This window comes from Marivirga aurantiaca (genome assembly GCF_016679925.1).
Classification (GTDB): domain Bacteria; phylum Bacteroidota; class Bacteroidia; order Cytophagales; family Cyclobacteriaceae; genus Marivirga; species Marivirga aurantiaca.
Genome location: NZ_JAEQBW010000004.1, coordinates 199,882 through 212,023, shown reverse-complemented (window position 1 = coordinate 212,023; position 12,142 = coordinate 199,882). Strand labels below are relative to the sequence as shown.

Genomic DNA, 12,142 nt, shown 5'->3' with positions numbered 1-12,142 from the left:
ATTAGGGATATATAAATATGGTTTTACACTACTAAGATATAAATTATTACGGTTATGGAAAATTTAAAAAAGTTTTTAGTCTACTCACTCTCTATTGTCGCACTTTTTAGCTTAACAGCTATCTCATGCAATGATACCGATTCATTGTTAGATGTTTCTGTGGATAGCACGATTAGTGAATCTTTTCATGTTGCTACAAATGATGCAGGAGACACACTGATAGTACAAACAATAGATCCTTCAGAAGACCTTTCCGATTATGAAGACAGAATCAAATCATTTTCTGCTGAAAAAGTTACTATAACAGTTACAGATAATCTTTCAAATGGAAACACTGCCTCATTAACTTTAAATATGAGTGATTTTGAAGCAGCCACTGGTCCAACTATTTATGAAGTGGGCAATCTTTTGCAATTAACAGAAGAAACTGAAATTGATGTGCCGTCAAGTGCTTTGCTTGAAATAGTTAATTATCTGGAAACCATGGAGAAATTTGACCTAAAAGCTGATGTGACTACTGATGGGCCTGTGGATTTGACCATGAAGTTTACCATTTATGGGGTAGTTACTGCATCTGCCGGAAGTTAAATATTGTCTTAACTATAGAAGAATAGTCACTGCCGGTAAATAATTTTCTGAGTAGCAGTTAATTCTGTAAACACCAATAAAAAAGGAGCCTCTCAGCTCCTTTTTTTAATCTATCAATCTTATTTCAAGAATCTTTTATTCCACGGTAACACTTTTAGCTAAATTCCTTGGCTGGTCAACATTACAACCTCTCATTACAGCAATGTGGTACGACAATAACTGTAAAGGAATAGTCGCCACCATAGGCATTAAAGCATCATGTGTACCTGGTACTTCAATGGTAAAATCCACCATAGTAGGGATCAGGGAATCACCTTCGGAAACAATGGCTATCACCTTTCCTTTTCTGGCCTTTACTTCCTGTATATTAGAAACAATTTTATCATATGAACTATCACGTGTAGCAATAACCACTACAGGCATTTCTTCATCTATTAATGCAATAGGGCCATGCTTCATTTCTGCAGCCGGATATCCCTCAGCATGTATGTAGGAAATTTCCTTTAATTTTAAAGCTCCTTCCAATGCCACAGGAAAATTATACCCCCTTCCCAAATAAAGGAAGTTTCGGGCATCCTTGAATAGTTCAGCAATTTTCTTCACCTGGTCATCCGTCTTTAGGGCTTTCTCAACCTTAGCAGGAATTGTTTCCAGCTCTGCCAACAAAGACCTGTAGCGCTGCTCGGCCATAGTTCCCTTTCTATGAGCCACTCTTAAGGCAATCATAGTCAAAACCGTAAGCTGTGCAGTAAATGCTTTTGTACTGGCCACACCAATTTCAGGGCCTGCATGTGTATAAACCCCTTCATGGGAAACCCTTGAAATAGAAGATCCTACTACATTACAAACACCTAATACGATTGCTCCTTTTGATTTGGCCAATTCCATAGCTGCCAAAGTATCTGCTGTTTCACCGGATTGGGAAATAGCAATAACGATATCTCCTTCACTAATAATTGGATTTCTGTATCTAAATTCAGAAGCATATTCTACTTCTACAGGTATGCGACAAAATTCTTCAAAAATATACTCCGCCACCAAACCTGCATGCCATGAAGTACCACAGGCTACAATTACGATTCTGTTTGCATTAGTCAGGGCATTGGCATACTCTCTGATTCCGCCAAGAACCAGTTTCCCGTCATTAGCAATCAATCTCCCACGAAAACAATCTTTAATAGATTTTGGCTGTTCAAAAATTTCCTTCAACATGAAATGCTCAAACCCACCCTTCTCGATAGCTTCCAATTCCATGTCCACTTTTTGGATATAAGGAGTCATCTTAACATCCTTAGTATCTCTAATAGTTAATTCACCATCTTTTATAAGGGCAATTTCGTAGTCATTAACATATATAACTTCATTTGTATATTCTACAATTGGAGTGGCGTCTGAAGCCAGAAAAAATTCATCTTTACCAACTCCTATTACCATTGGGCTACCTTTTCTTGCGGCTATTAACTGGTCAGGATGATCGCTGGACATGATAACAATTGCATAAGCACCGACAACTTTGGTAAGTGCCAATCTTACGGCCTCCTCTAAAGTACCTTCATTGTTATTGAAGATATCCTCAATAAAATTGATAAAAACCTCTGAATCTGTTTCGCTCCTAAAAGTATACCCTTTGTTCTCAAGATCTTTTTTAAGTGCTGAATAATTTTCAATTATCCCATTGTGAATAATGGCCAACTTTCCACTCTGAGAAAAGTGTGGATGTGCGTTTACATCATTCGGTTCACCATGTGTAGCCCATCTGGTATGACCAATCCCGATGGTGCTCTTCATATTCTTGTCTTTTATGAATTCTTCTAGCTCGCTTACTTTACCTTTTTTCTTATAAACATTAAGCCCGTCATTCATCAGTGCTATCCCAGCACTGTCATAACCTCTGTACTCAAGCCTTTTCAGGCCTTTTATTATAATCTCAGAAGCATTCTGATGTCCTATATACGCTACAATTCCACACATATAATTTGATTTTTACTTAAATGTAGTATAATATACTTTTAATTTAATTTCTGATTTATCAACCAGGAAATTGTTGAAGTTTCCTATTGGCATGGTTGGGGTTTCGTTAAATGGTGTAGGGTTTCTGCTAATTATTCTTCCTATAGGCAAGATAGTATAATCAGGGTTCCAAAAACCGGGATTATCAAATATTTCTTGTAGAAAAAAACTTATATCTGCATTGATTACTTTTTTGTCTTTGTTAAAGCCCATAGTCACTGGAGAAGTTGCACTTTCCGGGTTGGCCATTCCACCATTGCTATTAAAATTTCTTTGAATAGCCCAAAAATCCTCCGCTACTTTTTCAACAACACCTTCCTTGTTCAAAATATAGGGAACGATAAATTCTGGAGGGCTTTTTTGAACAATATTGTTATCAATAGTTTCGAATTCCGGATTAGAAATGACAAATTCTGCGCTATTGATCAGCATAAAATCCACTGTATCAATAAAATCAAGATATGGCTTGAAATCGATCACCGGGAAAATACCCAACATATTGTTAAAATATACCTTTGAAGGATCGCTCAAGTCAAATGACTGTCTGCCTGAATAATCAGATGGAATCAAAGACCCTGGTTGAAAACCAACTTGGGTAAAACTTGCTGAGGCAAGGTTAAATGTGACTTTCTGAAGTGTATCTTCTTGTGGGTCCTCATAAATCAGCTCAAAATAAGAAGCCCCACTAGCTATATTAAGGCCTTGAATATTTTGGGCATCTCCTGTGGTTTCTATCTTAAAACCCTTTAAAGCTTCATACAACTCAGAATTTGACAGATCATCATTTGCAATAGCAGAAAGCATAGTACTTCCAAAAGAATTTTTGATAGGCACAAAAGTTGTGACTGTATCAGTGGGTGCTACAATCATACTATTTTCCTCAGAAATTTCCAGCCCCACCCCAATTTCATCGTAAATTGTGTAATTCTTATTTGCAAGGGTATCACTTAACTGACTTACCCTAAAGGATTGCAGACTTGTAAACTCCTCACCATAAAAATAATTAAAGTTCATGTATAAGCGTGTTCTAACTATAGTAGACCCTGTACTCACATCACTCCTGTCAAAATTGCCTGGCAAAACTGCTCCAACAAAGGCATTTGCCTTCACATCACCAATTTGAGGGTCATTATTCTGGCCTATATAAACCCTGTTTTCGAACCCGGCAATATTGTTAGAACTTACCAGCACAGAATCATAAGCAGATTGTTGCACTTGTAAAGGCAATTCCACGAATCTTAATTCCGTATTATCCACTCCAGGCACCAAATCCCCGGTAACTTCAATAGGCTCTTCACATGATTGGAAAAACAGGGCCAGTAGAACTACCGGCCCTATAAGAAATGTAGGCTTAACCAGCCAATTCTGTATATAAATTGAAATAGGATTCGGTGAATCCTTCACCTTTTTCAATTGTATCAACTCTTTTATCTTCATCAAACGTTGAAAATAACTCATCCAAATTTTCTTTAAACTCATCTCCTGCTTTAATTACTGCGTCAGCATATTGTGCCCCGATTTTGATAAACCCTTCAAAATCCCCGGATTCCAGATTTGATAACATGCTATCATCAATATCAAGCATTTTTACCTTATCCAGCAAATCCGTCCCAAATTTATGAGAGAATTCCGTATTATACACAGTAAATATAGATTTTGCGTCTTTAAATATCGGATCGTTCTTATAAGTGGTTTTAAGGTACATCGGAATCAGACTTGTCATCCAGTCATTACAATGAACCACATCGGGAGCCCAACCTAATTTCCTTACGGTTTCTAACGCACCTTTGCAGAAGAAAATTGCTCTTTCATCATTATCGGCATAAAAATTATTCTCCTTATCATGAAAAACCGACTTGCGCTGGAAATAGTCCTCATTATCAATAAAATAAACTTGCAATTTTGCATTAGGTATAGATGCCACCTTTATGATTAAAGGTTTTTCTTCCTCTCCCACAGAAATATTAATTCCGGACAAACGCACTACTTCATGCAACCTGTTCTTCCTTTCATTAATAAGGCCGAATCGCGGTACCAGGATACGTATTTCCATACCTCGTTCCTGCATGGCTTGAGGTAATTTCCTTACGAAATCTGCGACTTCTGAAGTTTTTAAAAATGGATTTATTTCGTTGGCTACGTAGAGAATTCGAAGCTTTGACATATGTTTATTTGATTTGATTAATTCATAAACGAAGCACAAAAATACAAAAATTTATGCTATTTCCATTAATTTTTCTCATAAAAAGCTAGTTTTGTTCTCAAACTTTATAATTTAGCGCATTTTTTATGACCATCTGCGAATCAATATCTGATATACAAGACGTTATAGCCAATCATCGTTTCAATGGCCACACCATTGCTTTTGTTCCTACTATGGGCGCGCTGCATGATGGCCATATAAGCTTGATTAAAGCAGCGCAAAAAAAAGCAGATAAGGTAGTATGCAGCATATATATAAACCCTACACAATTTAATAATGCCGAGGATCTCAAAAACTATCCTCGTAATATCACTGATGACATCAAAAAACTAGAGTCCGCAGGATGTGATATTCTTTTTACTCCTTCGGATGATATAATGTACCATACTTCCTCCACTTTAAAATTTGATTTTGGCGAACTGGATAAAGTGCTTGAGGGGGCCTATCGTCCAAATCACTTCAGTGGGGTGGCTTTAGTGGTATCAAAATTGTTTCATATTGTGCAGCCGGATTTTGCCTTTTTTGGGCAGAAAGATTTGCAACAACTTACTATCATTCGGAAGCTGGTTTACGAACTTCTTTTTAATATAGAAATCAATTCAGTTCAGATTCAAAGGGAGAAAGATGGGCTGGCCATGTCCTCACGTAATGGCAGGCTTAATCCAAAAGAACGGAAAGAGGCAGTGATTTTTTATCAAAGCCTTACTACTGCTCAAAGCTTATTAAAATCAGGAGCTGACAGATCAACAACTATTCATACAGTAGAAAAGTTATTTGAGGGGCATTTAGCCCAATTAGAGTACTTTGAAATAGTAAACGATCAGGATTTAAAGCCAAGGCACGAGAACTACTTACGACCAGATACCGTTCTGTGCATAGCAGGTTATATAGGAAATGTAAGATTAATAGATAACATGTATTTAATTTCCTAACTTTGCACCCCAATTGAAAAATAATTGTATGTTAATTGAGGCATTAAAGTCAAAAATTCATAGAGTAAAGGTCACACAGGCCGAATTACACTACGTAGGCAGCATTACCATTGATGAAGATTTAATGGAAGCTTCCAATATCATAGAAAATGAAAAGGTACAGATCGTTAATATAAATAACGGTGAGCGCCTTGAAACTTATGTGATCAAAGGAGAGCGTGGAAGTGGGATGGTATGTTTGAATGGCCCGGCTGCCCGCAAGGTACAGGTGGGAGATATCATCATTATTATAAGTTACGCATACCTGGATTTTGAAGAGGCTAAATTTTTCAAGCCTACCTTGATCTTCCCGAATGCCAACAATAAATTAAATTAAAAATTTGAGAAGAGGGATTAAATCTTTCCTTAAGTATAGCATCTCACTAGCAGTTGCTATATTGGTGTTCTGGTATTTATATAAGGACGTAAACTTGGTGGATATGCTCGCCAGGTTCAAAAAAGCTGATTTAAGTTGGGTATATTTATCGATCCTCCTGGCACTTTTGAGTCATCTGGTAAGGGCTTACCGCTGGAATATGTTGCTGGAGCCAATGGGTTATAAATTAAAGACTTTCAGGACTTTTTTGGCCGTAATGGTAGGTTATCTTGCCAATTTTGTAGTGCCAAGAATGGGCGAAATTTCCCGCTGTGGCATTTTACAAAAAACCGATGGAGTACCTATTAGCAAAGGCATAGGCAGTGTAGTAACTGAGCGTGTTGTAGACGTTTTATGTCTCTTCTCTATTATTGTTATTACATTGTTTTTAGAATTTGACAGGCTAAGCCAGTTTTTTGCAGGCTTAGTGGCGCAAAAAACCGAGGGAATAAATAACGATTATGTTCAAATAGCAGGTATATTGGCAGTACTTTTACTTGTTACTTTATTTTTGATCTTTTTCTTAAAAAGAAATCACGAACGGTTTCAGAAAAATTTACTTTATAATAAGGCAGTGGTTTTTCTAAGGCAAATGGTGGAAGGCATCTTATCTATTCGCCACTTAAAAAAACCAACCTATTTCTGGATCAGCACGTTAGTGATGTGGATACTTTATTATTTAATGACTTATGTGGTGATTTTTAGCCTGGAAGAAACCTCCGGGCTTTCCATTATAGCTGGATTTACTATGTTAGTATTGGGTGGGGTTGGCATGGCTGCACCAGTACAAGGTGGCATTGGGGCATTTCATTATTTAATGAGCGCAGGCTTACTATTGTATGGTGTGCCGGAAAATGATGGGGTTTTCTTTGCTCTTTTAATACATACCATGAATTCTTTGGCGATTATATTAGTAGGAGTAATTTCATTTTTCATTAGTATGATTATTCCAAAACGAAAAGCAAAGCCGGATTATGCCAACAGTTGACAAAATATACCAAACCAATCAGCTTGCGCAGCTTAGGAATAAGTGGAAGCAATCAGGTGAAACAGTAGTATTCACCAATGGCTGTTTTGATATCCTGCATCTGGGCCATGTTGACTATTTGGAAAAAGCAGCAGGAAAGGGAAGTAAATTGATAGTAGCCATTAATACAGATATTTCTGTAAAAAAATTAAAAGGTCCCAGCAGACCCATTAACAATGAATACGCAAGGGCACGTATTTTGGCAGCTCTTGCTTTTGTGGATGCGGTTACTTTTTTTTCTGAGGAAACTCCGGAAACGTTAATTGCCATGTTATTACCGGATATTTTAATTAAAGGCAGTGATTATAAAATAAGCAACATTGTTGGGGCAGATATCGTAAGCCGAAATGGTGGTAAAGTAGAAACAATCGAGATGGTTGAAGGGTACTCCAGCACCAATATCATCAATCAATTTAAATAGGAGAAAAAAAAATGTTTTTAATCGTAATTTTAGTGGTCTTTGCTATTGTGAGTTTCTCCGTGCAGAGGCGTTTGAAAAACAAATTCAAAAAGTATTCACAGGTAGCCTTAAGTTCGCAGCTTTCCGGAAAAGAAGCCGCAGAAAAAATGCTGAAAGACAATGGGATATATGATGTGAAGGTGATGTCAGTAGGTGGACAGCTAACGGATCATTATAATCCGGCCAATAAAACAGTGAATTTAAGTGCTGAGGTATATGGACATAGATCAGCTGCAGCTGTAGCCATAGCAGCACACGAGGTGGGACATGCGGTGCAACATGCAAAGGCCTATGCTTTTCTGGAGTTGAGATCAGCTTTAGTGCCAATTCAAAATGTGAGTGCTAAAATCATCAATTTTGTGTTCATGGCTATGCTATTTGGAGCATTTGCTTTACCGCAATTAATTAATCCGCAATTGGCCTTATTAGTAATAATTGGCTGCTATACTGTATTTACATTATTTGCTTTAATAACATTACCTGTAGAGTTTGATGCCAGCAAAAGAGGCTTGGCCTGGATGACAACATCCGGTGTAGCCACTACAAGAGAACATGATATGGCAAAAGACGCTTTGAAATGGGCCGCAATGACCTACGTTGTAGCAGCTTTGGCTTCTTTGGTTACACTGTTGTACTATGTGAGTTTATTTTTAGGTAGTCGTGATTAATGGATTTTTCCTATATTTGCCAAACTTTCAAGGGAACATCCGGTTTTCCAATAATTACTTAAAAATATATTTCAAATGAATTTTCAACTCACAGAAGAACATTTAGCCGTACAGGCAGCCGCAAGGGATTTTGCACAGAATGATTTATTGCCAGGTGTAATAGAGAGAGATACGAAAGAAATTTTCCCTGAAGAGCAGGTGAAAAAGATGGGGCAACTAGGCTTTATGGGCATGATGGTAGATCCTAAATATAATGGCGGTGGAATGGATACCATTTCCTATATATTGGCAATGGAAGAAATTTCCAAAGTTGATGCATCAGCTTCAGTTTGTATGTCAGTAAATAATTCTTTGGTTTGTTGGGGACTTGACAAATATGGCACAGAAGCTCAAAAGGAAAAATACCTAAGCAGATTGGCTACAGGAGAAATAATTGGAGCTTTTTGTTTATCCGAGCCGGAAGCAGGATCTGATGCTACTTCCCAAAGGACCACTGCTGAAGACAAAGGTGACTATTACCTTATCAACGGAACAAAAAACTGGATCACAAATGGTAAAAGTGCTTCTGTTTACTTAGTAATAGCACATACCAATAAAGACAAAGGGCATAAAGGAATTAATGCTTTTATCGTTGAAAGGGGCATGGAAGGCTTCGTTGTTGGCAAGAAAGAAGAGAAGATGGGGATCAGAGGTTCTGATACGCATTCTTTAATGTTCCAGGATGTAAAAGTACCTAAGGAAAACAGGATTGGTGAAGATGGATTTGGTTTCAACTTTGCAATGGCCACACTGAATGGTGGTAGAATAGGTATTGCCGCACAGGCATTAGGAATAGCTTCCGGGGCATATGAACTGGCTTTGAAGTATTCCAAAGAAAGAAAAGCCTTTGGTAAAGAGATTAGTCAACACCAAGGCATCGCTTTTAAATTAGCCGATATGGCAACCCAAATTGAGGCTGCAAGGTTACTATGTTTAAAAGCTGCATGGTTAAAAGATAATAAACAGGATTTTTCCTTGGCGGGTGCAATGGCTAAGCTATATGCATCTCAGGTAGCCATGGATACTACCGTAGAGGCAGTACAGGTGCATGGGGGATACGGATATGTAAAAGAATATCACGTAGAAAGACTCATGAGAGATGCAAAAATCACTCAGATATATGAGGGAACTTCTGAAATACAAAAAATTGTGATTTCCCGAAGTATTTTAAAATAAGATAATTGAATAATCTTCGTTACTCTATAAATTCTTACATTAAGTTGGGATTAAGTGTAATTAATATATTTGATATAAAACTATTTTCAATTAGATTTGTGCAATAATTTTTTTATATATTTTTACTTTTCATAGTTTATCCATTCATAAAACAAGATAATGGAAGATTACAACAAAATAATTGAGTCCCTTGGCGTTAAGTTTGTTAAGGCAAAAAGCATTAAGATCCTTAAACCTGTCACTGTCAACAACCTGTATGAGGTAGAAAACAAGCTGATATTGGTTAATAAAGGAGAAGTACTGGTTGGCGAAGAAAGATTGCTGGCGAAAGAAGGTGATTTCGCCTTTATTCCCGGTGGAAAATCGCATCAAATAACCTATGGCAGAGGAAGCCAGATCGTATCTGTGTCAAATGATAACTTCATTACTAATAAGGGTGAATTTTTTCACTCTATTACTCATGAGGATTTATTAAAAGAGGGAGGTGATAGCTTTAGTTACATTTCTTTTGAGGCAAAGGTATTCGATTCTGTGAATTTTTTCGCCTCATTGGATATTCCTGCTTTCATTTTTACAAATGATACCGTTAAAACATTACATGATGAAATATTTCATGAAATGAATATGGATGAGCCGGGAGCTGACAGGATGGTGAAAGTATTAACAGAACATCTGTTAATAGAAGTTTTCAGGCACATTGTGAGAAACAAGTTATTTGTAGAACAATTGGCCACTAACAGCACTTACTTTAAGGATCCAAGGTTAATCGATATTTTTAACTATATCAATGAACATTTGGGCGGTGATTTGTCAAACAAAAAATTAGCCGAGGTAGCCAATGTTTCTGAGGATTATGTAGGACAGTATTTCAAGATGCTTACAGGTATAAACCCACAGGATTATATTGAGTATCAACGAATGGAAGAAGCTGTTACTTTATTAAGAACCAGCAAGAAGAGCATTAGGGACATAGGTCAGGAAGTGGGCTATAAAGACACTGCTTACTTCTGCCGTAGGTTTAAAATGATGTTTGGCATACCTGCCGGCAAAATGAGAAGAAGAGAGTCTTTAATGAACGTTTAATTGTTGATTCAGAAGTGTTTTTGCTTCTGTAATCTCAATTAATAGCTCAGGGTCTTTCTCTATAGCATTCCCAACAACTATTACATCAGCGCCTGATTTCCAGGCGCTTTTTGCTTTTTGTACGTTGTTGATTCCTCCACCTATTATAAGTGGAATATCTATGGCTCGTTTTACTGAAGCAATCATTCTTTCCGATATCATTTGGTCTGCTCCACTTCCGGCATCCATATAAATCAATTGCTGTCCCAGTAACTCACCTGCTATAGCTGTGCTCATGGCAATATCATACTTATCCTTAGGGATAGGGGTAGTATTGCTCATATAAGACACAGATGTTTTATTCCCTCCATCAATCAGCATATAGCCTGTAGGCCAGACTTCCATCTGACTTCTTTTTAATATAGGTGCTGATAATACATGCTGGCCAATTAACAAATCAGGATTTCTACCCGATATAAGGGAAAGATAAAAAATAGCATCTGCCTGTAAATCGATATACTGATTATTCCCGGGAAATAGCACAACAGGAATCTCTGTCAGTGCCTTAATGTGGGAAATACAAGGTCCAAGAAAATCTGATAGGATAAGGCTACCCCCTACCATAAAAAAATCTACCTTACATTCAATTGCTGTATGGATTACCCTTTGTAATTCCTGAAGATTCTGAACTTTATCCGGATCAATGAGCAAAGCAAATGCTTTTTTACCCTCACTTACTGATAAATTAAGTTTACTTAGTATTTTCTTCTTCTGATGCATTAATTCTTGATGCTTCTATCTGACTTAGGAACTCTAAAATTTTTTCTTTGGCAATGGCTAGCAATAACCCACTCATTTCGACTTTAATAAGATCAAAAAGTCCCGGTGAGCTATTGTCCCTTCTAATAATAATCCTTTCTGCATTTTTTATTTCTGTTTCATCTTCATCAGTTTCACGGTAAACCTTACCTTTGGATTTTGATCTTGATCCGGAAAAAAGCTTCACCAACTGATACGCTACAAATGCTCCTCCCGCTACCATTAATGCAGTTTTCCCCCAATCCTCGGCCTTACCTGTAAACTCACGTACTTGTTCAGATATTTCCCTTTCGTATTGCTTACTTCTTTCCAACAACTGATTTTGATCACTCATTTTAATATTTTTTTATATTACTCAATTTCTTTTATCGATTTCTGACCTGATTTTATTTTTGATTTTCTCACTTTTCTTCAGGAGAAAAAACAAGAGGCTTAACATCAAATATATTAACGAGACACAACCAAATCCATACACTAAACTATCGAATAAACTCGATAAATAAAATGCCAGTGTAAAGCTGGCAAAAAGCACAAAAACTGAAATAGACACAAAGAGTAAAATTAACGGAATAGCTTTCTCAATACCTTCCTTAATCTTATCTTTGATTTCATTTCTTATCATTGAGACCCTTACTTCAATAAGTCTCTGAATTGTATCAATCAATTTATCCACCCCCAACAATCCTAATAATTTATTCTTCAAAATATGTAATATTTATTGTATACTAAGTTAGATAAAAATA

Annotated in this window: 14 protein-coding genes; 8 read left to right on the top strand and 6 right to left on the bottom strand. The window is 36.9% G+C overall.

Features of this window, described 5'->3' with window-relative positions:
- Nucleotides 1-54: 54 nt before the first annotated feature.
- Nucleotides 55-588, top strand: coding sequence for a hypothetical protein (locus JKA74_RS11245; RefSeq protein WP_201431290.1), 534 nt, complete (start codon nucleotides 55-57; stop codon nucleotides 586-588).
- A 135-nt stretch (nucleotides 589-723) separates the two neighbouring features.
- Here JKA74_RS11245 and glmS read toward each other — a convergent pair whose 3' ends face one another.
- Genes glmS through JKA74_RS11230 form a run of 3 tightly spaced genes read right to left on the bottom strand, consistent with a single transcriptional unit; the run spans nucleotide 724 to nucleotide 4,762 of the window.
- Nucleotides 724-2,559, bottom strand: coding sequence for a glutamine--fructose-6-phosphate transaminase (isomerizing) (glmS, locus tag JKA74_RS11240; protein ID WP_201431289.1), 1,836 nt, complete (start codon nucleotides 2,557-2,559; stop codon nucleotides 724-726).
- Between the two features lie 12 nt (nucleotides 2,560-2,571).
- Nucleotides 2,572-4,056 (bottom strand): DUF4270 family protein, encoded by a 1,485-nt coding sequence (locus JKA74_RS11235; RefSeq protein ID WP_201431288.1) that lies wholly within the window; start codon nucleotides 4,054-4,056, stop codon nucleotides 2,572-2,574.
- Nucleotides 3,950-4,762, bottom strand: a complete 813-nt coding sequence (locus JKA74_RS11230) for a glycogen/starch synthase (RefSeq protein ID WP_201431287.1) — start codon at nucleotides 4,760-4,762, stop codon at nucleotides 3,950-3,952. The genes JKA74_RS11235 and JKA74_RS11230 overlap by 107 nt, the downstream gene beginning before the upstream one ends.
- A 125-nt stretch (nucleotides 4,763-4,887) precedes the next feature.
- Between JKA74_RS11230 and panC the strand changes: the two genes are divergently transcribed.
- The 7 genes from panC to JKA74_RS11195 all read left to right on the top strand — a co-directional run bounded on the left by panC (nucleotide 4,888) and on the right by JKA74_RS11195 (nucleotide 10,601).
- Complete coding sequence (gene panC, locus JKA74_RS11225; protein ID WP_201431286.1) at nucleotides 4,888-5,733, top strand: pantoate--beta-alanine ligase; 846 nt, start codon at nucleotides 4,888-4,890, stop codon at nucleotides 5,731-5,733.
- A gap of 28 nt (nucleotides 5,734-5,761) precedes the next feature.
- On the top strand, nucleotides 5,762-6,109 hold the full coding sequence (panD, locus tag JKA74_RS11220; RefSeq protein ID WP_201431285.1) for an aspartate 1-decarboxylase: 348 nt from the start codon (nucleotides 5,762-5,764) through the stop codon (nucleotides 6,107-6,109).
- Between the two features lie 4 nt (nucleotides 6,110-6,113).
- Entirely contained in the window at nucleotides 6,114-7,136 is a 1,023-nt protein-coding gene (locus JKA74_RS11215) for a lysylphosphatidylglycerol synthase transmembrane domain-containing protein (RefSeq protein ID WP_201431284.1), read from the top strand.
- Nucleotides 7,123-7,596 carry a D-glycero-beta-D-manno-heptose 1-phosphate adenylyltransferase gene (gene rfaE2 / locus JKA74_RS11210; protein ID WP_201431283.1) on the top strand — a complete coding sequence of 158 codons (474 nt, stop codon included), beginning with the start codon at nucleotides 7,123-7,125 and terminating at the stop codon, nucleotides 7,594-7,596. Before JKA74_RS11215 ends, rfaE2 begins: the two co-directional genes overlap by 14 nt.
- Nucleotides 7,597-7,607: 11 nt before the next feature.
- Complete coding sequence (locus JKA74_RS11205; protein ID WP_201431282.1) at nucleotides 7,608-8,303, top strand: zinc metallopeptidase; 696 nt, start codon at nucleotides 7,608-7,610, stop codon at nucleotides 8,301-8,303.
- A gap of 75 nt (nucleotides 8,304-8,378) precedes the next feature.
- Entirely contained in the window at nucleotides 8,379-9,518 is a 1,140-nt protein-coding gene (locus JKA74_RS11200; RefSeq protein WP_201431281.1) for an acyl-CoA dehydrogenase, read from the top strand.
- Between the two features lie 159 nt (nucleotides 9,519-9,677).
- A complete protein-coding gene (locus JKA74_RS11195) occupies nucleotides 9,678-10,601 on the top strand; it encodes an AraC family transcriptional regulator (RefSeq protein WP_201431280.1) in 924 nt (307 codons plus the stop codon).
- Here the strand turns inward: JKA74_RS11195 and JKA74_RS11190 are convergent.
- The 3 genes from JKA74_RS11190 to JKA74_RS11180 are packed head-to-tail and all read right to left on the bottom strand — an operon-like array spanning nucleotide 10,587 to nucleotide 12,102.
- Nucleotides 10,587-11,360: a phosphoglycerol geranylgeranyltransferase gene (locus JKA74_RS11190; protein WP_201431279.1), complete on the bottom strand. Its 774-nt coding sequence runs from the start codon at nucleotides 11,358-11,360 to the stop codon at nucleotides 10,587-10,589. The two genes, JKA74_RS11195 and JKA74_RS11190, sit on opposite strands and share 15 nt — an antisense overlap.
- Nucleotides 11,332-11,733, bottom strand: a complete 402-nt coding sequence (locus JKA74_RS11185) for a hypothetical protein (protein WP_201431278.1) — start codon at nucleotides 11,731-11,733, stop codon at nucleotides 11,332-11,334. Before JKA74_RS11185 ends, JKA74_RS11190 begins: the two co-directional genes overlap by 29 nt.
- A gap of 21 nt (nucleotides 11,734-11,754) precedes the next feature.
- The gene (locus tag JKA74_RS11180) at nucleotides 11,755-12,102 is read right to left on the bottom strand and encodes a phage holin family protein (RefSeq protein ID WP_201431277.1); all 348 of its coding nucleotides are present in this window, start codon (nucleotides 12,100-12,102) and stop codon (nucleotides 11,755-11,757) included.
- Nucleotides 12,103-12,142 lie beyond the last annotated feature (40 nt).